13 protein-coding genes and 1 pseudogene are annotated in these 22,485 nt (G+C 57.5%); 7 read left to right on the forward strand and 7 right to left on the reverse strand.

What is annotated here, in order from left to right:
- Nucleotides 1-106 precede the first annotated feature (106 nt).
- Nucleotides 107-1,255: an RHE_PE00001 family protein gene (locus CO670_RS25910; protein ID WP_176539024.1), complete on the forward strand. Its 1,149-nt coding sequence runs from the start codon at nucleotides 107-109 to the stop codon at nucleotides 1,253-1,255.
- Nucleotides 1,256-1,351: 96 nt separating this feature from the next.
- Here the strand turns inward: CO670_RS25910 and CO670_RS25915 are convergent, their stop codons facing one another.
- The 3 genes from CO670_RS25915 to CO670_RS25925 are packed head-to-tail and all read right to left on the reverse strand — an operon-like array spanning nucleotide 1,352 to nucleotide 2,163.
- Nucleotides 1,352-1,609, reverse strand: coding sequence for a hypothetical protein (locus CO670_RS25915; RefSeq protein WP_097592874.1), 258 nt, complete (start codon nucleotides 1,607-1,609; stop codon nucleotides 1,352-1,354).
- Between the two features lie 17 nt (nucleotides 1,610-1,626).
- Entirely contained in the window at nucleotides 1,627-1,887 is a 261-nt protein-coding gene (locus CO670_RS25920; RefSeq protein WP_020918826.1) for a hypothetical protein, read from the reverse strand.
- Nucleotides 1,888-1,938: 51 nt separating this feature from the next.
- A complete protein-coding gene (locus CO670_RS25925) occupies nucleotides 1,939-2,163 on the reverse strand; it encodes a DUF2188 domain-containing protein (protein ID WP_020918827.1) in 225 nt (74 codons plus the stop codon).
- 116 nt (nucleotides 2,164-2,279) lie between these two features.
- On the opposite strand from CO670_RS25925, the gene CO670_RS25930 reads away from it, so the two are divergent.
- From CO670_RS25930 to CO670_RS25955, 6 genes are all read left to right on the forward strand, one after another.
- Nucleotides 2,280-3,404 carry an ATP-binding protein gene (locus CO670_RS25930; protein WP_097592888.1) on the forward strand — a complete coding sequence of 375 codons (1,125 nt, stop codon included), beginning with the start codon at nucleotides 2,280-2,282 and terminating at the stop codon, nucleotides 3,402-3,404.
- 52 nt (nucleotides 3,405-3,456) lie between these two features.
- Nucleotides 3,457-5,664, forward strand: coding sequence for a S8 family peptidase (locus CO670_RS25935; RefSeq protein ID WP_245426004.1), 2,208 nt, complete (start codon nucleotides 3,457-3,459; stop codon nucleotides 5,662-5,664).
- Nucleotides 5,665-6,047: 383 nt separating this feature from the next.
- Nucleotides 6,048-7,622, forward strand: coding sequence for an N-6 DNA methylase (locus tag CO670_RS25940; protein ID WP_176539025.1), 1,575 nt, complete (start codon nucleotides 6,048-6,050; stop codon nucleotides 7,620-7,622).
- Complete coding sequence (locus CO670_RS25945) at nucleotides 7,622-10,378, forward strand: hypothetical protein (protein ID WP_097592875.1); 2,757 nt, start codon at nucleotides 7,622-7,624, stop codon at nucleotides 10,376-10,378. Before CO670_RS25940 ends, CO670_RS25945 begins: the two co-directional genes overlap by 1 nt.
- Nucleotides 10,375-14,709: a DEAD/DEAH box helicase family protein gene (locus CO670_RS25950; protein WP_097592876.1), complete on the forward strand. Its 4,335-nt coding sequence runs from the start codon at nucleotides 10,375-10,377 to the stop codon at nucleotides 14,707-14,709. The genes CO670_RS25945 and CO670_RS25950 overlap by 4 nt, the downstream gene beginning before the upstream one ends.
- A gap of 28 nt (nucleotides 14,710-14,737) precedes the next feature.
- The gene (locus CO670_RS25955; RefSeq protein WP_245426007.1) at nucleotides 14,738-16,930 is read left to right on the forward strand and encodes a hypothetical protein; all 2,193 of its coding nucleotides are present in this window, start codon (nucleotides 14,738-14,740) and stop codon (nucleotides 16,928-16,930) included.
- A 128-nt stretch (nucleotides 16,931-17,058) separates the two neighbouring features.
- Here the strand turns inward: CO670_RS25955 and CO670_RS25960 are convergent.
- From CO670_RS25960 to CO670_RS32705, 4 genes and pseudogenes are all read right to left on the reverse strand, one after another.
- Nucleotides 17,059-17,928: pseudogene (locus CO670_RS25960) on the reverse strand (hypothetical protein); the annotation flags it as partial.
- Nucleotides 17,929-17,985: 57 nt separating this feature from the next.
- Complete coding sequence (locus CO670_RS25965) at nucleotides 17,986-18,501, reverse strand: HAD hydrolase-like protein (RefSeq protein WP_097592879.1); 516 nt, start codon at nucleotides 18,499-18,501, stop codon at nucleotides 17,986-17,988.
- Between the two features lie 300 nt (nucleotides 18,502-18,801).
- Nucleotides 18,802-19,818, reverse strand: coding sequence for an MBL fold metallo-hydrolase (locus CO670_RS25970; protein ID WP_176539026.1), 1,017 nt, complete (start codon nucleotides 19,816-19,818; stop codon nucleotides 18,802-18,804).
- A gap of 8 nt (nucleotides 19,819-19,826) precedes the next feature.
- Nucleotides 19,827-22,367 (reverse strand): hypothetical protein, encoded by a 2,541-nt coding sequence (locus tag CO670_RS32705; protein WP_141502394.1) that lies wholly within the window; start codon nucleotides 22,365-22,367, stop codon nucleotides 19,827-19,829.
- Nucleotides 22,368-22,485: the final 118 nt, after the last annotated feature.

Below are 22,485 nucleotides of genomic sequence, written 5' to 3' on the forward strand. Positions count from 1 at the left end.
CACTTCCGATAAGCGGTACTTATCGATGGTTATCACATCAACCGACGATCATACCATGTGGCGAACTACAATATTGATATAGAGTTCCTTTAGCAAATCATTTACCATGATTTCAATGGTTTACGATATCGCGAAAATCAGCATGACAGCCCTCATGCGGCCGGCTTTCGATGCCGGTATCGCACTCACCCGTCTCGACGAGCGCATCGCCCGCTCGCCAGTCGGCGCGGGCTTCCTCGAACGCCAAAACTTCACCGACGCCTGCGCCTCGCTGTGGGTCGACGGCGAACTCGTGCATCTCGAAGACCTGGTCCTGCACGACGCCACCCGCGACATCCGCACCCCGACCCACGAACTGACCATCGCCCGCGATGTTTTACGAACCCGTCGGCGCGTCGCTGGGCAGTCGCCGGACTGGGCCTTGTCCGCAGAGGGTATCCGAGTTTTGCGACAGACGTCGGACATCAATCCGGGCAGCGCAGGGGCGATGGAGCCGGCCGGCGTCAATCGGCCCGCGGCCGCTGCAAAAAATCCGGAAGGGGAGGGGGACGATGTCGACGACGTCGAGAACCTTCCGGGTGTCGACTACGCCGCGATCGACGCGGTGCTGGCCCGATCGGAGGCGGCGATCGAACAAGCAAGAAAGCCCGGACGGACTTCGGCCGATGCCCGGGAACGAGACCCTCTCGTCTATGATCTCGACTGGGACGAGGACGAACGCCTGGAGGAATGGCGCGGCGTCCTGCGCCAGGCCGAACACCTGCCGGCCGTGCTGCAGGCGATTATCGCCCTCGATGCCTGGAACGAGCTTTCCGTCCTGCAGCACGCCCCTTGGCTTGGTCGGCTGTTTTCCGCATCGATCCTACGCCAGGCGGGCATCACGTCAGGTGCTCATCTGGCCGCTATCAACCTCGGCCTGAAAACCATTCCGGTCGATCGGCGCCGGCATCGCGATCGCGAAACCCGGCTGCTTGCCATTGCGAATGGATTGCTGGCGGCCGCCGAGATCGGCATGAAGGAACATGACAGGCTGGCGCTTGCCCGGCAGATCATGGAACGCAAATTGGCGGGAAGACGAACGTCTTCAAAACTGCCGGAACTGGTCGAGCTCGTCATGGCGAAACCGTTGGTGTCGGCCGGCATGGTGGCGAACACCCTCGAGGTGACGCCGCAGGCTGCGCGGCGGATTGTTTTGGAGCTCGGCCTCAGAGAGATGACGGGGCGGGGGAGGTTTCGGGCGTGGGGGATTATCTAGTCGGAAAGTTCTGTTGCCGCCGTCTGCGCCGCCGTTTTCCCGTCGCCCATGCCTTCTTGGGCTCATATTTTCCTCTGCGCACGTCGGCGATGAGCGCTAACACGAAGACCGGATGGGAAACAGGTCCTCACCGAAATGGTGAAGCCTCGTCTGATGGCGACGGCATAGCCACCGGACTTTCAAAGGCTGATCATATTGATCGTGATGGGCATCGACGGCTTCGTTGCCGCAGACCTCACACGTGTCCTTTCTCAGCTCGCCCGCCTTCACTGCACGCTGCACGACGAGGTGAGCCTCATACTTTGCGGGATTGGCTCGTCGCCAATTAGCCTGACGGGTATCGGTTTTGAGCATCTACGCAGTCTTCCCGGTCAGTTCAAGGTGTAGCGCTTCCAGGGTATGGCCTGCATAGGCACCCGCGACAGAAAATTAACGAGATCACGTCGGCCACGATATGTCGGTACGCCCCGGCTGTTTTGCGCCATGAGAACGATCGGCACGCCCGGGAATGCCGGCTGGAAGCTATACGCAACCTCATCGGCTTGATGGCCGCTGTTCAGAACGTGCGGCTTAACTATGACGATGGCGAATGTGACGCCTTGCTCGCGGACTAATGCGCCTTCAAACTGCATTTCTTCTCTCCTTTGATGAAGAGGCCGCCTCACTCCAGGCGGCCTCAGGTTTTAGCCACGCGGCGGGAACGGATCGCGACCGTAGGAATCCTTGTCTCGGATTTGTCCGTTGGGACGGTGGATAACCACTTCGCTCTGCTGGTTGATCGCAATCTTGCGAGCAGCAGCAGCCGCGTCGGCCTGCGTTCCATGCGTGGAGGTCACTCGCTGATTTCCAGCGCCCCGCACGGCCCATTCGCCGTTATGGGGAACCACATGCTGATTTTTCTTTGTCATTGCATCAGATTCCTTTTTCTTGAGTGCCATACCAGTTTACATTAATGAAAATTTAATTGTCAATACGGCTATTGTGGTTTACGAATTGGGACAGAAATTTTACGCATGGAGTGATCATGACCATTGAGATGAAAAATGTGCTGGAGTTGGCCGATGCGGCACTTTCCGCTGACTACACGCGCGTACGCAGAGCTGCGAATGCGCTCGCGCGAGATCTCGACAAGAATGGTGAGACTTCCATTGCCAAGGAACTGAAGGCCCTGGTGCGCAAGAGGGGGGTGCCTTTGAAGGCGTCTGGCTACGTGGAATCGCTACCAGTGGACTCGAAATCCCGCTTGCCGCTTGTCGAGGAGCAGACCTGGCCCGATACGCCCATTTTTCTCAACGAAGGCGGGTGGCATGTTTTCAGCGATTTCATCGCGGATGCCCGGCGCATTGATGACTTGAGCGCCAAAGGGTTGGCGTCACGTCTTGGGCTTCTGCTCTCGGGCCCGCCAGGAACGGGCAAGTCTCTCCTTGCCGGCCATATCGCTGCGCAATTGTCTCGTCCGCTATATGTTGTCCGGCTCGACTCGGTCATCTCCTCTTTGCTCGGGGACACCGCCAAAAATATCCGCTCGGTGTTTGATTTCGTGCCGGCGCGAAACGCCGTTCTTTTTCTCGATGAGATGGATGCAGTCGCAAAGCTGCGTGACGATCGGCACGAGTTGGGCGAGCTCAAACGCGTCGTCAATACCGTCATTCAAGCGTTGGACGGGCTGGACCCGAGCTCGATCGTGGTTGCTGCAACCAATCATGCGCATCTTCTTGATCCTGCAATATGGAGGCGGTTTCCTTATAAAATTGAACTCGGTCTTCCGGATGAAAGCGTTCGCGCTGACCTTTGGCGCCATTTTCTTTTTGAGGACAAAGATGAGGAGAGTCGCGCCGAGCTATTCGCCGTCGTGTCCGAAGGGTTGTCGGGGGCCGATATCGAAACGATGAGTCTGTCGGCGCGGCGTCATGCCGTTCATGAGTCGCGTGACATTGATTTTGGAGCCATCGTTGCGGCTCTGCTTGAGCCGCGTTCAGGCCGTACTGTCCCTGTACAGCGGCAGCCATTGGATGCGGAGCAGAAACGCCAGGTTGCAATTGCCCTCAAGGAGAAGTACGCCATTGGGGGCGCGGATACCGCCCGCATTCTCGGAGTGTCACGGCAAGCCATTTATGCTTACCTGAAGCAACAGGAAGGGGAGGTGTAGTATGGTGGAGCCTAGAGACCAACCCCTTCTCTATCCCGTTCTGAGCCTTCAGATGGATCCGGCGCTGCGGAGTCCGACGGGGCGTGGCAAAGGCATCGACAGCATCGTCAAGGAGCGGCTCGGCCGGCAGCAGGACGTGCTCGCGAGCGAAACACGCGACATTTATGAACACCGGACAGAGTTGCCCACATACTCGGGATTAACGCACCTAGTCGTTCGGATGTTCAGTGAGGATTCCCTTGCTCCAACGCACACCCCCGATGACCTGTTCTCGCAGCGTCATGGATGCAGGCTCGTTGCTCCTCTTCCTGGCGGCTATTTGATCGAGGCTGAAGTCAAAGAATTGCCTCGCCTCCTTCACGCAATCGAACATCCAATCGGCTATGCGGTCCAAGCCGACATATCCCGTGTTTCGTCGCTCGAACAATTTGATGCCAAAAGTCGTTTGCGCGGTCGATCGGTCAATGAACTCTGGAATTCCGCACCGGAAGATGATGACGGACGTTTGTTCGTTGTTTGGCTTGCGCCGTTTCGCGATCGAGATGCCAAGGCCGAAGTCCTTGAGCGTATCCAGGGTTTTGCCAATGAGAGGCTGGTCATGCCGACATTTACCAGCGTGCGGCTCACGCTCGGGACATCTGAGGAAGCGGAAGAACCGCGTTCTCTCACGACACCACGACAATCCAGCATTGCACGGGCAATGCGAGATTATCGAAACACCGGCGTCGGACGCGCTACAGTTCGAATTCCGAACAAAGAAGGGTTGAGACAGCTCATTGCGTCAGGCGCCTCGTATCGCATTGATCCTGTGCGGCCGATCAGAGTGGCAGCACCTGGCGAAGGAGCGGAGCCTCCTGCACCAGTAATCGATGAGAATGCTCCAATCGTTGCCGTCGTGGATGGCGGTCTGCATGCAAGAAGCTACACTGCGGCTGAAGCTTTCAGGGCGACACCTTTCGTCACCAACGCCCAAGCCGACAAGCCGCACGGAAATAGCGTTAGCTCCCTCGTTATCCATGGGCACGCCTGGAACAAAAATCGCTCGCTGCCTGAACTAAACTGCCGTATCGGAACTGTTCAGGCCGTCCCCCATCGGAACGCCAATCGGCGCTTCGATGAGCGGGAGTTGGTGGACTATCTGGCGGAGGTTGCGCGTCTTTATCCAGAAGCGCGCGTCTGGAACATCTCTGCCAATCAGGACGGCGCCGGTTTGGATCCCTCCGAGGTAAGCGTTCTCGGCCATGAAATCAGTCTTCTGGCGAGATCTGCTGGATTTCTTCCAGTGATCTCCGTTGGAAATGTCAGCCCGGACAACAATTCCCGGCCCAATCCGCCAGCTGATTGCGAAGCGGCGATTGTGGTAGGTGGCCGTCAGGCGCTCCCGGATGGAACGCCAGGCGACCGTTGCCCTGCCTGTCTCCCCGGTCCCGGCCCCGATGGGATGATGAAACCGGACCTATCATGGTTTTCGAATCTTAGGATGCTGGGTGGGGTCGTCGATACGGGAAGCAGCTACGCAACGCCATTGGTATCGTCTTTGGCAGCCCACACTTTCGATAGCTTACGGGAACCAACGCCGGATCTGGTTAAGGCTCTCCTCATCAATTCAGCCGAGCGAAGTGAGCACGATCCCAACCTCGGTTGGGGAACCCCGTATCAAGGGCACCTTCCTTGGACCTGCGCGCCCGGCAGTGTCACGCTTGCGTGGCGGGCACAGCTAGAGCCGGGAACCGCATACTACTGGAACGATATTCCCATCCCTCCCGAGCTGGTGCGTGACGGAAAATTGTTCGGACGCGCCAGCTTGACCGCTGTTTTGCGGCCTCTCGTGTCGCCGTTTGGCGGCGCAAACTACTTCGCTTCCCGCTTGGAGACATCTCTGGCGTATCAGTCGGGAGCGGATAAGTGGCCGTCGCTACTTGGCTCAATGAAAGAGTCGACGCTTCCGGAAAACAACGCTCGCGATGAGCTTCGCAAATGGCAGCCTATCAGACGGCACTGCAGAGACTTTTCCAAGGGGAGCGGGCTTGGATTTTCCGGTCCACACCTGCGGCTTTATGCCCGCGTGTTCATGCGTGATCTCTACCAATTTGGGTGGACGCATCACAGCCAGGCGGGGGCGCAAGAAGTTGCTTTCGTGCTTACGCTTTCAAGCGCGGACGGAGAAAAGTCGATCTATGACTCAACTGCTCGTGCGCTCGGAAACTTCGTCGAGAGCGCCGTCTTGAATCAAGACATCGAGGTCTCGAATGAGCTTTAAAGTCTCTAAATTGGTAAGACTTTCTCACGACGTCCTCCAGTTTGGGCGTCTCATTGCCTTCATCAGTTTGCGATTGCCGTCTCCGACGGTTTTGAATTTCAAGGGCACACACTTTCCAGGAAGATACTGTCAAGCGCATGCATACAACGACACCGACAGCCAGTAGCTGTCTCCAGAAGCGAACGCAATTGCATCCCGCAAACATCGATTTGACTTTGACATCTTCAGAGAAATGCAAATACTACTTTGGGGTGCGGGGTTCGTGCGACTAGTGCAGCTCCGAGGAGACGTCACGGTTGCTTGGGACGGCGCCAGCGATAATGCTGGAATGCGGGAAGTGCGAGGCTGGGGATTTGACGGCGAGGGGACAATCTGCGTGGCCGATGCTCACGGTCGCGAAAGCAGCTGCGCGCGCACTTCTAAAAAATCTACCTGATCATTGTGACATCGACTCCGTTTGCATTGATTTGAAGCCTTTCGAGCACAAGGAAGTCGCGATCTTCAGGAATAGGCTCGCTGCATTGTCGCCGCATGACCGCAACTATTGGCGCGGCACGCTCTATACGCTGATGATGTCGCCTGCGGACCGCCGGGCACAGGCCGCCTATTTCACGCCGCCGTATCTGGCGAACGCCGTTATCGACATGGCATCGGACCATGGATTCGATATCCTAAAGCACGACGTTCTGGATCCTGCGGCTGGAGGAGCAGCGTTTCTCTCTCTGATTGCGGACAGAATGCACCGTGCAGGCGTTGCGAAGAAAGATATCGTCAATCGTTTGAACGGCATCGAGATCGACAAACGCCTTGCGCGAATGTCGGAATTTCTGATTGCCGAACAGCTCGAAGGCTTCCGGAGTCGCCCGATCGTCAAGGTTGGAGACAGCATCCACGCAAGGACGGACGGATCGTACGATCTCGTGATTGCCAACCCTCCATACGGTCGCATGAGCCCAGACGAATTGGCGGAAGAGACTTGGGGTAAGGTCGCCTACGGCAACCACATCAACAAGTACGCCGTCTTCACCGAGCTTTGCCTGCGCGTGGTGAAGACAGGCGGTCTCGTCGCACTCGTCATTCCATCCAGCTTCCGAGGCGGTCCGCTGTATGACCGTATGAGGTCTTATGTTGCAAGCCAAGGCCAGATCCTGGCGCTGGGGACGGTAACAAACAGGGACGATGTTTTCGCCGACGTTGCTCAAGATGTCAGCGTCTTGCTGGTTAGAAGGGGCGCTCCGCACAGGACCAAGCATCGGGTGAAGTTTCCTGCAATAACAGGAGCGGGCGTCTCACATCCAGTCCCGGCTGGTCCGCTTCCCAAGGACATATCATCGCCCTGGTTGGCAGGAACCGACGCGCGGAAGGACCGAGGCGGCGCGACCCTGTCAGACTATCGTGTCTCGGCGAAGGCGGGGTACTTCGTATGGAACCGCGAATGGGACAGAATTTGCGATCCCGCCGATGAGCAGGCGTACCCTTTGTTCTGGGCGAAGAACGTCAGGGCGAAGACCCTCTGCCGTCCTTTGAACCGCAACGGTGACGGGGTTGACTTCGTTCGTGTCCCTCGCGGGAGCACGGCGATCATCGACGGGCCTGCTGCCATCGTGCAGCGCGTCACGAACAGCAGCCAACCACGACGTATCGTTGCCGCGACGGTCGACCGCGACGCGATCGCCCCGTGGAAGGGTTTTGTCTCTGAAAACCACACGATCGTCCTTTCCGGGTCCAACGACACGGATCTCGACCTTCTCGTGTCTCTTCTCAATACCAAGGCGGTCGATGAACGCTATCGGGCAGTTTCGGGCACCGCCACCGTCTCAGTGACGCTCCTCCGGGAGCTCGATCTCCCATCTCCACAAGCCTTGCGAACGGCATTGCTGGAGACCGGCGACATAGAGGAGGCCGCAGTCATTGCCTACCGAAATGCCAGCGTTCAGTCATTTTCGGAGGCGTCGTGATGAGAGGCAGCTTCCGAGGAGCCCCTAACACATCGCTGTCCGACCGCCTGCGCCAGCGCGAAGAGAACGCGAAACATAGAAACGCTCTGCTTGCCGCTCGTTCAACCGAGAAGGCGCCCAAAGGCTTCCAAGGCGAAAATCCGGCCAATGAAAGCTCCAGGATTGCCGCCATTGCCGATGCGCGTCTTGCCGCGCTTGCCAACGTACCGCTTCGGCCGATCGGTGAAGACCCTCAGCCACTCTCCGAGGTCTATCACGAGATCCTCCGAGCCGCGATCGAGGCGTCGGAGAAGGGCGAACCAACCGTTCTGATGACCTGGCCCGAGCGAGACATCTGCCTATCGGCTATCGCTTCGCTGCTTACCCTTGCGGACGTCGCCGTGTCTCCGGAAACAACGATCGACAGGTACGGCGTAAAGGTGAAGTCATTTGAACGGCCCAAGGGCTTCAAGGCTTTGATCTACCCGTATGCGAGAACCACCCACGAGCAGGCCCGCGATATCCAGGTCGACCGGAAATACCTTCAGCGCACTCATCTCGACCATCTGCACAGACACAGTGTCGCAAATGACGATGCCCGATCCCTCAAGGACTATCATCAGATACTAAGCCGCGTTTCGACCCTTTCCGGAAAGGGCAGGGATGGCACGATACGCCCGGAGTTCGAGCACCCGACCCTGGACGAAATCCTGCCCCACGGCGGCTGCGATGGGGTCACTCACTCCAACGGCTCCCTTCTCTGGCGGACAGCGTCGAGAACCGATCTCAAGGAACACAATACCGTCAGCAAGCACGCGAATGACGGAAATCAAGCCGAGTACTTCCTCTATGGCCTCAAACGAGGAGAGGAACACGCGATGCGAAAGGTCCGCGGCGGCCTGAACCTCATCCTCTTCGACCTCACTCGGACTGGAAGAGGCAGGCTTGGCGAGGATTGGGTCGATCGGGCCACCCGCATCTACAAGCTGATGCGAAAAGCATTTCCTGGTGCAGGTTTCGTCGCCATTACCGAGGATCCTTGGACCTTCGACAAGGCACGGTTCGAAATCTTCAGTGAGATGATCGAGCTGCGTGGTCGCAGACCCCAGCCTGCGAAATCAAAGACGATCACAGCACTATCCTCGCTGGTTTTCAAATCCCGCGAGGAAGTGATCGCCTGGTCCGGGGTAGAGACTGTCCAAGTCAAGGGCTTCAACGGGCCCGGCCGGAGGATCATAGATGACTTGCGGACGATACGTCATCGCGTGAAGCGGGGAGGAGATCCCGCAGGACTCGCCGCGATCAACGAAATCATCGCGAAGCTGCGTCGGACATCGTGCCTTCCCGGCTCCTTTTCAGCCTTCAACCAGTATCTTTTCAACGAGCACGGCCTGGCGGCCGCGGCGGACGTAATTGAGAACTACCGCGTTGGACCGCAAGTGCAGATGCTCCAGCAGCCTTCCCAGCGAGCATTTGTCGTCGGTGGATCCGAGCTCACCGCCTCGTTGCAGGAGGCATCGACGGTGATGACGGCGTTCAATCGGGCAACGCCGATGTCGACGATGCTAGAGCGCGCCGTCAGCAGGGTCATCAACTCGTCGTCCAGGACACTTTTCATGTTCCGAAAGCAGACCCTTGCGGAGTTTGCAGAGGACTATCTTTGCCGGGTTGTCCCGGGTTTGCGCGCCAAGCTCGACAACGAGATGATCGTCTTCTCAGGCCCCGGAGGCCTCACGGACATCGCTGGCCTCGCTCCGTCCGCTCGAAACAGGTTCAAGAGGATCTTCGTCGTATCTCCGCCTCGCGACGGAGTTCTCAGTTTCTTCGCCAGGACATGGCTGCCTGCCGAGGTCATCATTCTCGCCGATGGAGACACCCTCAAGTATTCGGCGCGCGACGCGTCCAGATTGGCAGAGCAGATCCGGGAGCCGGAGATAGCGTCCAGACTTCGACTGTTCGCCGAGGCAGCCGAGAAGGATGTAGCTGGTCTTGGCATGGCGCCGATCAAGCTGTCCGAGATCCCCGAGCTGCCGGAGGAAGTACATTTTCCGTCAGAGTCGGTCATCAACCTCGTCGGGGCGTACAGCAAATCCGACGGTGAACTGATTGAACTGACGATGGAGGGAGGTCAGACGATTATAGCCCGCCCGGGTTCGGCACTCGTCCGCCTCGACACCTCGCGGTCGATCCAGACCTTCAGACGGATCGACGCAAAAGATGCCCACGAACGGGACAACATATGCGTCATCAGCTCCAGCTTCGTCGACCGCGCGCGCCTGCTTTTGAGTATTCAAGCCAATGCATCCGAAGCCATCCGCGACTATCACGAAGAGGTGGCGGAGCGCTTTGCAAAGCTCCGCGGCTTTCATGAGAGCGACAAGATCCGAACCCTCATCGACAAGATGGGGGATCCCAATCTTCAAATCGCAACGGTTCGTCGATGGGTCCACCTCGAGAAGCAGCTGCAGGCCCGACTGGAGGATGTGGTCACTCAGGCCCCACGACAGCCCGAGACCTTCACCAAGTTCACCGCCGCCCTAGGGATTCCCACCAATCTCGCAAACCGCTTCTGGCACTGGGGCGTTCGCGCCCAGCGCAGCTTCAGAATGAAGGCCGGAATGGAGTTCCACGACGCATACCTCAATATCCTGACTGATCCAGACGCGTCACTCGCGTTCGCCAGGGATACCAAGCGCGCCACAGAAATCGCCCGGCTGATACGCCTTGCGGAAGAATACGTCTCACCAGTTAGAGCCACCCGGAGATTCAAGCCATGATGAAGGCCAAGACGCCCGCCGAACTCTCTGGCATCGATGTCGAGCTAAAGGAAGCTGTCTGCGACGCGCTGGTGAACATGATCACCCGAAGGGCAAGCGGCACCGACGAGGCGGGTCGGATCGTCTATGGCAAGAGCCCACGCAGAAGCGTCTTCTCTGGTCAGTTGCTGCCCAGGATGTCGCGCGAAAACGAGGACGAAACGTCCGACATCAAGATTGCCGCGATCGGCATGGACTTCAATATCGACGCGGAAACTTCGTCCGAGCTCACTGTAGCCCCACGGTTTTCCGTCTATGTCCGCGTCCTTCCCACCTGGGAGGAGATCTCCACAGAGCGGTTCGGTATCTCAATCGATTTTAAGCTGAGAAAGGACAAGAAGCAGGAGATCGACCACGAGATCCGCGAACGCCGCCAGGAACTCTATGCCCAGGAGAAACTCGATCGTTCCGACTGGAACGAGCTGTCACAGGAGGAGAGGGAAGTACTTCACTCGCGAAGACGCGAGATCCGCGACAGCCTTCGCAACAGCGTATACGGTAAGCACGGCATCATCCTGGACAAGGCGAGCCTCGACAGATTCGGAAGCTCAGAGGGTAGTCAGACAGAAGAGTCGGATGAAGCTGTTCCCGTAGATGGGACCGAAGATCCGGATGCAGCTCCATCCCCGGCCATTGGCAGGCTCGTGACCGGCGGCGCGCAGATCCCGACATCCCTGCTATCGCCCGCATCCATTCCGCCCAAATGGAAGCGGATCGATCTGAAGCTGCCTAGTTTCAGCTGGTCGGCGGCACTTTCCGGAAGCGCCCTGAAGGAACAGTTCGAGCAGTTCTCGAACACCATGATCACCGAGGTGCTGGCGCAGCTTGCGGAATGGCTCCGTGGAGAGGGTGCCCAAACCGCCTGGCGGGACCAGACCGTCTCGCCAGCCAACGCCGCAAGCGAAGCCGATTGGAACAACTTCATTGACGAGCTATTGAAGACGCCCGCCGATCCGAAAATACTCCCCGACCTCAGGGCAGTAGCGCTCCGAGCCGAGCGACAGCGGGACTTCGCGGATCCATCTCGCGCATCGATCCGTGTTACACTCGACAACGGCTGCTCCGAGCTATCCAAGGTCGAGGCCCGGTACAAGTGCAATGCCATCTTCGGGACGAGCGTCTCCCTGAACATCGTCAGAAGCGATCACAGGCCAGTTCGGCTCGACCGCGTAGAGCCATCGTACAGATTCCGCGATTTTATGACCTATCCGGCAATAGGCTTGAACTGCGGCGTCGAGAGCCAGAAGATCGGGGGGGGACGCCTCGAGCTCTCGACCACGTGGTCGCCGCGATTCAATCAGCCTCGCATAGTTCCGCGTCGGATTGACCGTGTCGAATACCGGTTCCGACCGCTGGCCGACGGTTATGACGTCTCCAATCTGCTCGTTCTGGCCGACGCGTATCGCGATTGGATCGATGAAGAGGAACGGGATATCACACCGAAAATCGCACGAGGGCTTTCGTCTGAGGACGCAGCACGAGAACGGGAACGCTTTGCAACCGACCTTGCCGGGCAAAGACTGGAGGCACACCATATCGAGCAGGGCGTACGACTACTGATCTCCGCTCGCGAGGCTGCGCTCGCCGCTAGGCAAGCGACGGGAGCGGAAGCGGACAGGCTTCGGCGGAAAGCGGCGCCGTGGCAAGCGTGGCTGATGATGAACGAGTCCTTTGCGCGACGCGATCGAAAGGACCCCGAAAGAGGTTGGCGCCTATTTCAGCTCGCCTTCATACTGGCCCACATTCCGACCTTCGCGTCCCGGATGGAGGAGTATTCCGACGCCTTCGACGTCGAACGCGATGAACTGGCCGCAAGCCTACTTTACTTCCCCACCGGCGGCGGCAAATCCGAGGCGTTCTACGGCGCACTGGTTTTCGCCATCTTCCTCGACAGACTTCGGGGCAAGGACCGCGGCATAACCGCGATGATCCGATATCCCCTCCGACTCCTTACTCTCCAGCAGGCGCAACGCCTCCTTCGCCTCATCGTGTGGAGCGAATTGGTTCGCAAGGAAAAGAACGTTGGAAACTGGCCGATGGAGATCGGCTTCTGGGTCGGATCGTCGAACACGCCAAACCGCTTCAGCCAAATGAAGACAGCCTTGCCGGATCTGGGCGACTATCCAGACGACCATGAAATCGGCTACGGCCGGAGCAGGGAGGCCAAGCGGTACCAGGAAGTACATGCTTCCTACAACAAGGTTCCAACGTGCCCATGCTGCGATCAGCCGACCGGGCTGCGGAAGTTCAAGGCGCCCGGCGGAAAGGCCGAGTTTGCCGCTATCATCTGCTTCAATGCGAAATGCGAGTGGAACAAGGCCCATCAAAGCTTATGTCCGCTTCCCTTTCTTCTCACCGACGACACCATATACCAGCGCGCTCCCGCGATTGTGCTCGGCACCGTCGACAAGCTTGCAATGCTCGGCCAGAGCACGTCGACCATTACGGAAATCCTTGGAATGTTCGGACTGGCCCGGTGGATTGGTCCAGACGGGCATCTGTCCAGCCCATCTGATAGGGAGACACTGCAGAACGGCCCGGCGGCCGTCGGTCTTCGTGGCGTCGCTCCCGCGTACGAGCACGGTAGCAACGTATTCGTCGACCCGTTCCCATCGCTCATCATCCAGGACGAAGCTCACCTTCTCGAAGAAAGCCTGGGCACGTTCAGCGGTCTTTTTGACACCCTGCTCGACAACACCTTTACGACGATCGACCAGATGGCCGGGGAGAAGTTGGCTGTAAGCCGATACAGGGATGCTTCGAACAAGCTCGTTCCGCGTCTTCCGAAGATCGTGGCGGCAACCGCCACCATCAGCGATCCTGATCGGCAGCTCAGGACACTGTACCAGCGAAAGCCGCTGCGATATCCGTACCCCGGTCCTGACATCTATCGCTCTTTCTTCGCAGAGCCGGATCGCGCCCCGCCAATAAATGGCGAACGCGTGGCTCTATCGAGGGAACTGCCGAGCCACCTTGCGCCTGAGGCGACGGCACCGTGGATGCGTCTCTACGTCTCCCTGATGACCAATGACGCCACCCATACTGTGACCACAGTCGGAGTTCTCAGCTCGTTCCACACCGTCATCTCCCATCTCTGGAGAGATTTGCTCGATCCCTCCCGAACTCAGGCCGCCATTGGCGAGCTCGCAGCATCGGTATCGCAGGGAAATCTGGGCGCCTGGAGACGTGCCGCCATCGAGCGCGCTACGACCGAGGGACGCGAAGACGAGATCATGGCCCTCGTGGACCTCCATCGCATTGCGCTTGCCTACGTGACCAACAAGAAGGGCGGCGACCAGATCATCGACGCTCTGCACTCTGCCTTGGCACAGAAGCACGCGGTAGCAGGGATTCCTCATACCAAATTCCGCAGCAGCCTGATCTCCGGCGGCATAGACATGCAGGCTATCCAAAGCGTCATGAAGGACGCCGAGACGTCATTCGCTCAAACCGGATATCCAGAGATCGGCGAAACGCTCAGAAACATCGTCGCCACCTCGGCTATCAGCCATGGCGTCGATGTGGACAGATTCAACAGCATGTTCTTTGCCGGGCTGCCTTCTGATATCGCAGAATACATCCAGGCCTCAAGCCGCGTCGGCCGAACCCACGTTGGGTTCGTGATGCTGCTTCCCACCCCGCAGAGCCGCCGTGACCGGTATGTGATCGAGACGCACGACATCTTCCATCGCTTCCTGGAGCGAATGATCGCCCCGCCCGCCGTGGAACGGTGGTCAGACGCTGCGATCGATCGGGTCCGTGCCTCGTACTTCCAGACGTGGGCGATGCTCGGGGACGCCAGCAACTTTCTCAACTTACCGGAAAATCGGAAGGCGGAATTCGTCACCCGTGACTCGACGACGATCCTGAGCCGACTTGCGGCCAGGGATACACTTGGCTTCGCCAACGATATCGGCTCCTTCATGCTCGCCTCGATGGGGTTCGCCGGAAAAGGCCCCGATGCGCTCGGCGAGCCCGTTGCCGGGGACTACTATCGAAGCCGCACCGACGCCGCTTCCCAGAACCTCAGCAGAGCGATGAAGGATTTGAACTACGAGGCCAAGCTGCGCCGATATTGGGAAGAGCAGGATTCGACGCTCAAGAAGCCGATGACCTCCCTTCGCGACGTGGACGAGGCGGGCCTGATCGTAGCCGCGGACTTCGACCGCAACGCATCAGGAAACACACGCATCATCGATGCCTCCGACATCGCTGCCGTCATGAGGGCAATCCGAAGGCAGCGCGGGGATGCCGCGGAAACAGACGGCGAGATCGAAAGACTAGAGGGTTGACATGAGCGGTGGAGCTAAGACGCTAGACATGGAACGCGGCCGCAAGCGCCATCCATCTCCCGAAGAGACCGAAGCGGCGAAGAAGTCGGCGCCGCCAATCATGCAGCGCTCGCGAGCGCAAATCGCCACTTCCTATGCTCCCGGTGTCCTGATGACATGGGAAGGAGGGCGGGGAATCTGTAAGTCGGTCCCGATCAAGATGCCGTTCTCGCAGCGGCTGCCCAGAAACGTGAGCGACACCATCTTCGAGGGTGTCCGCGAATTCGCGGAAAGCTGGAAGGAAAGGGCAAGGGAAGGGTGCCCGGATGCGCCCGACGAATTCATTCTCGACGACGCCTTCTACGACCTCGCCACCAAGGAAGTCAGGGTCAACCAGACCGATTTCGTTCTGAACCAGCCGAACGTCGTGGGTTACGTGCCGTATCCGTTGTTGTTTCAGTGCGGAGATTGTGGGACCGTCCGAGAATACAAGAGCGTCGCCGAACTTGCTGATAAGAAGCTGCCTGCCCGCTGCAAGGACCACGAATCCCGCTGGACGCAGGTCGACGTCGTATATGCCCACTGGTACGGCACCATCGAGCCGCTGAGCCCCTACAACTACACCTTCGACGACCGCACGGGCACGACCCGGCAAATCACGCACTGCACCTGCGGATGGCAGCACTTCACTCTGAAAAACAGCGCTCCTGTGTTTTCAGAATGGAAGTACGTCTGCGAAGGATGCGGGACGCCGCGCGATCTCAAGAAGGCCGAACGACATGTCCTTCAAAAGCTCAAGACCGACAGTTTACAGCCTGGCGGGAGGTCCTTCGAGTGGATCGAAATCGACATGCTCCCGGTATCCTACCGAGCAAGTAGCGCCTTCTATCCGCAACGCGCTAGCTTTATCGAACTGCGGGAGACCAAGGTCGTCGAGCTGATGAGGACGACACATGCGGAAGAGCTTCTGCAGAAGCTCGCCGCGATCCATTCCATACCCTACCAAGAGCCGTCCGATGCGGAAATTGAGGCCATCCTGGAGAAAGCTGGCAAGCAGGAAGATTGGGACGAGTATACGTTTCTGAGAAAGACGTACCAGAAGCGGGCCGAAGGAGCGCCCGATCGCGCCGATCTCGGCAACGCGATGCGTAAGCTCCGCGAAGGTTGGTTCGATGCAGGCCTGCTCGAGAGAGGGAGACTGCAAAGCGAGGCGATCGAGCTCGCGGTCAAAATCCGCAAGGACTGGGCTCGGAAGTTCGACCCGATCAGACTGACGATCGAACACGCAGCCTTCGTGGAGGAGCATATTCAGGACGGCCAGACCGGGGTGCGGAAGACGGCGGTTGATGTCGTCAATCCCGATATCACACTCATGGAAAAGGCTGGCGTCGCAGAAGAACTGAAGCGCTATCAAACCGATATCAGAGACCTCTTCGGAAAGACCGGTATCAGCCAGATGTATCTGCTCCGGAGCCTGCCGATCTGCGAGTACAGTTTCGGTTACACCCGCGTATCGTCGACCCCTGTGTACCAACGAGAGTCCAACAACCGCAAAGTCCCAATGCCCGTCCGCCTGGTGGCGTTCGATACAATGCGGGATGGTGACAGGCCGATTTATGTCACGCAGCAGAAGAACGAGGCGCTCTACATCAAGCTTGATGAGCAGCGCGTCCTGAAATGGCTCCAGAAAAACAATGTGGAAGGTCTCCCGGCTTCGGCGTCGGACCTCCCAAGAGCGTATCTCGAATCCTATGAGGATTTTGGCCAGTTCCTCGACAGGTACAAGAACAAGGAACGACAGGGCAGATCGCGCGAGCTTGCGCCGTTCGTCTACATGCTCCTTCACTCCCTATCCCACCAGCTCATCCACTCGCTGGCTGATGCGTCAGGCCTCGATCGCGATGGGATCGGCGAATACATATTCCCCGCCGATCTCGCATTCACGATCTACCGGAAAGGAATGACTCCGGATTTGGCTAACATCTCGGCGATGTGGCGAAACCACGCCATGAACTTCTTGCGCCGCTCGATCGATCCACGAATGCTGCGATGCGGCTCAGGCAGTCTGTGCGACAGCCGCGGCGGCGCCTGCCCGGCCTGCATCATGGTGAGCGAGATTTCATGCAGCGCGTCGAACCTGTTGCTTTCCAGATCAGTTCTGAAAGGCGGCCCGGCACCTGAATGGGAGGCCCCTGGCTCTGCTGACATCGTCGGCTACTTCGACTACGGCTCGTATAGATGACAAAACCTCGCTTTGCCCCGCCGAGCAGGGAAGGCTTGGCTGGTGCCCCCAAATTTTTGATCGAGGGCATCCTGGCACTCGCCTGTGCCAGGACGGTCAGTTGCTCCGCAAGTATCCGCTTCTTGATGCTACGATCGCTTAGGCTCTTCAATGACGCGCGCATCGCGCGGGGCGCCACCTGGTGGTTGTGGCTGCGCAATTAGCAGAGTGAGAAGTACTACCCCTAGCATAGCTAAGCCAGCAGCATAGAATATCGTGAGCCGCCGTTCAGAATTTGTTCTCCAGCAGAGGATTTTCACATTGCCGCTCATTTGCGAGATCGTTGTGCCGAGACCTATTCCTGGAATTCGGTCGGCAAACTCTTTCTCGATTGTGCTGGCGTGTTTAACAGCTCCTCGAAGGAAGATGTGATACCAGTATCGATCCATAAAAAAGAACGCTAGCCAGGCGAAGCCAGCGGCGAGTACGAGCCCCACGCCGGCTGAAATTCTGACACCAAAGACATCCGCCTGAAGGCCCTGTTGATAGGTGAAGCCCACTGAAGCGATCAACGCACCCACCACGGTTATCGCGAAATTCCTTATGCGCATTTCCAGATCATTGAAATGTTGTTGGACGTCGACGGTTTTCTTCCAGGTTTCAAGCGCGTACTGGGTTGTCGTGTTATCGTCCACGATCGTGCCAGGTGGAAGATCAAAGGATTCGAAGTCGCAGTGAATGAAGATTTCAGCAAAGGAATCTGTCAGCACCGCACTTGGTTCGAAGTCGTGGCCCTTCTCAACAATGGATTTTTCACGCTGAACGTCCGCTTCTGTCCAATGGGACACTTGCCGCAGAAGATCGTATTCGGGACGGCGCTGACTCTCGCCGTACTTCGCGTGTATGTCGAAGACACCGACATCCCGCGCCATTGCAACATCTTTGAAAAGGCTGTCTCCGACGTAGGCGCAGCGATCGATGGTGGCGCCTACCGTCTTGATTATATCCAGCAGCACGCGCGGATTTGGTTTGAGTTCACCTGGTGGGGTGTGACGAGATTCCGTAACCTGTAGTTCCTAGAACTCCTCTGGAAGTCTTCGCATGCTATCGACCGACACACCGCTCGGCATATCGTGGTCCTCGGGACTAAACATTATGTCGATTACGCCGTCCAAGCCAAAGCGCTTCAGGCGGTATGCACTATAAAACGCCATCGATTCCGTGTAAGCAACGATCTTAGTGCCTTGGTCTTTAATCCGCCACAGGGACCTAAAAACGCTTGGATAGAGTTTGAGATTGAGGTCGCGACCCTGCCGCGACAATTCGATCGCGTCTCGAAACTTCGCCCGTATGTCCCCGCGTTGGCGCGAGTCGGCAAGTGCCTCGATTTCCTCGAGGAGAAAAGTGTATTCCGAGGTGCGGCGTGTCCGATGGACATTTTGGATTTCAGCCTGAATTTCCGCTTCGGCGCGGCCAGTCTGTTTCAATATCTCGCGGTAAATCGGCTCAAACGACGCGTACCATACCGCGAACCAATCAAAGAGAGTGTTGTCAAGATCAAGTATTAGGGTATCGACGACTTTGCGCGGCACAGGATGCCCTTTCAAAATTTTTGGTGGCGCGGTTCGCGGCCATAGCTGAGCAATGTGAATACGCTGTGTCCCAGCGCAAATACCTTACGACAGTAATGTTGTCTGTCCTGCGATCATAGGGCAAGCCGCTCCAGAGGCTGCGCCATGCACCGGTCTACAGACGCTCGCGAGAAAGACCTTGCCGCGAGCTGGGGGTGGAAAAGCGCCCTTGGTGGCCAGTGAGAACGTGCATTGCAAGCACGACAGATGTAAATACTGTTGCACTGAATTTGTAGCCTTATCCACTCGAGCCAAGCAGCATCAAATTACAACCTCCTTGAACAATGCGCTGCTTTCCGGATAGCTGCTTGAAAAACTGGGCCATCCCTCGGGGACTTTTTCCCACCAGACAGTGCGGTCGACCCAGTAGTTGAAAAGGAAGATTGGGTTTTTTCGAACTTTAAGAATTCTAGCAAACAACGTAACGTCCGGGTGTTTGAACCGGTCGCCATTCGTGCTGATAAGGTAACGATCGCATTCAATGGCCTTCAATAGCTGCTCGCTTGTGTTGCCCTTGCTCCCGTGATGCGACAGTTTAAGTAGCGAGACCTTAGGTCTGTCGCTCGGCCAATGTATCGTAATGCCTTTCAAAACAACGTCTGGATGAGCGTCTCCTGTCAGCAGGGCAAGCTTCCCGCCGAAACCAAGCATCAACGCGATGCTACTACCATTTGCAACGGAAGTGTCCTTTTTGAAGGGACGGGAGGCAACAGCCGTAAACGCGCCCGGCGGCCAGACGTCAGTCGCGCCTAGCACATCGGCGGGCTTTTCCACACGATCGGTCACCTTCGGCCAAGCCGCTGCAAGCTTTGTCAATCGCGGCTGGTCAGGTGAAACCACCCAGACGTCCAATCCGCCTTCAAGTGTGATTTTACCAGCGCCGGACTTGATCGCCTTACCACCGAAGGCCGAATTCCATGGGTGGCGCCCTTCGAGTTGTTTCGAAAGCATGTCGCCGTCCTCTGATCCAAGGACATCTGTCTTGATGAGATGCTTGCGACCGTTGAACCATACGTCCGCGATCTCTAGCCATGACGGCGGTTCCTTTAGCAACTCGATGATCCCGCCAATATGATCGAAATCATAATGTGTTACGACGAGGGCCTCGAGGCGAAGCCGGCCCTCGACCTTGTGCTGGGCCAAGACCTCCAAGAGGTTGCCGGCTGCGTCAGCAGTTCCCCCGTCGATCAGCATGTACCGAAGGTCCTGCTGATTTGGGCCGTAGGCGACGAAGAGGCTGTCGCCGTAGTCTGCCTGAATTGCCTTAATCGTAAACATCGTGCCCCTCATCCACCTAAAACAATATCGGCATCGCCGAGGGCGACTAGGACCAGCCCAGTTGCTACCTCGTCTGCCAGAAGCTCCCGCCTCAGCTCCACGATGAACTCTCCCAACGTCACGGCCACGGAACCCCTTGCAGCATCTCGAATGCGCTTTCCTAGATAGAGCGCTGCAGTGTTTGCATGTCGTCCGAGAATGTCGGTCAACGCCGCTACGACGACACGCGTGCTGCCTCTCCGCATGATTCTTGCCGGCAGGCTGAGTGAAGGTATCGCGCTGACGGCGCTCTTACACCCTAGCAATATCGCGACGGGTACAGTCCCGAACTCAAGCCGTGAGCTGTTTCGTTGGTGATCGGCGCCAATGAAAATCTTGGTGTCGTCGATGTGAGCGATTAGAATGCCCATCGTGAAGTCTTCATCCACGACGGCCTCCTCCCATTCTTCCCAGTTTTCCAATCGAGGTGCGAGCTCGTCCACAATCGACTGTATGCGCGCAAAAGTAAGGCCGCTTGGAAGCGTGTCGTCGTCTCCGAACTCATCGGCAATATCGCTTGCCGCAAACGCTATTTGGCCGATCCGCCCGATTTGATGGCGTGCTGCAAGTTCAAGAGACTCTTTCAGCCAAATCGGACCTAGCGGTCCCTCGCTCCAAACCTTCCGTTCGATGACCGTTCGAAGCCCCAAGAAGCCCATCGGGCATAGTACCTCAGCATCCTGGCGCGTCCCACACCTAGCGCGGAGCTTTTTCGATCGCAGGCACGTCTGGAAGTCAGGGCACAGAGGAGCCCTCGGGTCCTTCGGCACAATGCCATCGTAGAGAAATTCGAGAGGAAAAAAAGCGTTGTCCTTTGTCGTCAGCTGAACGCGCTGAAGGTCAGAGGGCCAGACTCCGATTTCTTCCCGTATGACCTCGAGCAGGCTGCTCCCGACGTCCGCAAGCTGCATGAGCGCGTCTCGAAGCGATATTTCAGGGTTGGTGACGACAGTCTCAAGCAGGTTGCTGGCCGTCGCGCGCAAGGTGCCGATTTCACCACTGTCGAAGGCAGTGATTTGGACACCGTTGGGGGATAGGACTGTTGCGCTCGGGCGCGAACCCAGCGAGTCGTTGACCATCAAGGCCAGATCGAAAGATTTCCGTTCTTTCTCAAGGGACGTAAAATCGGCCTCGAAAGAAAGCCTGATCCCGCCTCGTGGCTTCGCCTTTAATCTTGCGGTCTGCAAAATCTGCGTGCCGTCGCAAACCATGAAACGCAGATCGAGTTCTTTCTGCGAGATGATCTCATAGTCGAACTCAATGAGGTTAGACGAACCGCGACGAGGGAGGCTTATCTGGGCTGTGCGGACATCTCGATCCAGTTCGACCATATGCACCTGCAATTTCCGTGTGTCACCTCTCCAGTTGATCAAGTCATCCGGGAAGTCGGGTACACCAGTCGATGAAAACGTCTTTGGTTTTATTATCAGCTCGATGCGCAGTTGACCCGAGGGCGGTAGGTCCCGAACTCGGCGCTTGCCTTGATAAACGGTGGCTTCGAGCATCCTCTTGGATGGCGGTGGAGCACGCAGTTCCTCAGCTTCTGGGACCGTATCGTAAAGCGGTTGGTCAGGCAGGAGCTGCGGCTGAAATCCCCCGATATAGCTGTCAGCCCGAGGAAGAACCTCGCGGTATTGTTCTCTAAGATATTGCCGACTTTGATGGAGAAAAGTTTGATTGGCTGCAACGAGTTCCGCTTCAACGGCTTGTGCGCGATTGGCAAATCGAACGGCTCTGTCAATGCTGACGAAATTTGCCCGCCAATGGGTACCAAAGCTGCCCATCCATTCGTGGGCATTTTGTTGGGGAACGCGAACTACGCATCGCGCTGCCTTCTCGACGCGGATATCGTCAAGCCTGTCGATGACCGCGCGCGAATTATCTTCGAGGATGATAACGACATTCGCCGCAATCTTCGAAGCGAGAAGCTCCGTCGCGGAAGTTGCTACCACGATATCGGCTTTTTCACCGATGCTTTCGAAGACCGCGTCGCCAATTGCCTCAGCCAAAGCTAAGCCAACGGATCGCGACAGTAACGCATCTGGCGAGGTAACCACGATCTTACCATCGGGCCGATCGACATTGATACGGCGAGGCTTTCGGTTCACCGGCCAGTCATAAAATATCGCCGTATTCGGCAGAGCATGGGCCAAATCTGCTCGAACTACTTCTGGTGCATTTTCTGTCGTATCCCAGTCCCAGACATCACGGGCAATTCGAATTCGTAGCCCTGGCCGCGACCTGGCCGTTGACTTGAACAATCGGCCAAGGATCACCGCCTTTGCGGGGTCAAGCCATTCGGAGATCGAAAGAACCGCTTCGTCTCCGCCCCAAGCGACAGTTTCGTGGCCGGGTATGGCGCGTTGAAGCGCTTCCTCCAAGGCTGACCTCGACTTCAGGTAGTACCAGTCCCAACCGTTCTGTTTGAGCAATATGCCAGCCGCTGCGCGGGCAGCAGATCCATACTCTGTAAATCGACCGCCCAGCCATTCAATGTCGTCAAATTTCATAAAGTCCCCCAAACACAACCACAGAATACAAACGCGCCGATTAAGATGCACGCTTTATTTGGTTGGGTAGACATGCTCGAACGTTAAGAAATTTTGGGTATGAGCGGCGTTAGCCATC

The organism is Rhizobium sp. J15, assembly GCF_002531825.1.
Lineage (GTDB): Bacteria > Pseudomonadota > Alphaproteobacteria > Rhizobiales > Rhizobiaceae > Rhizobium.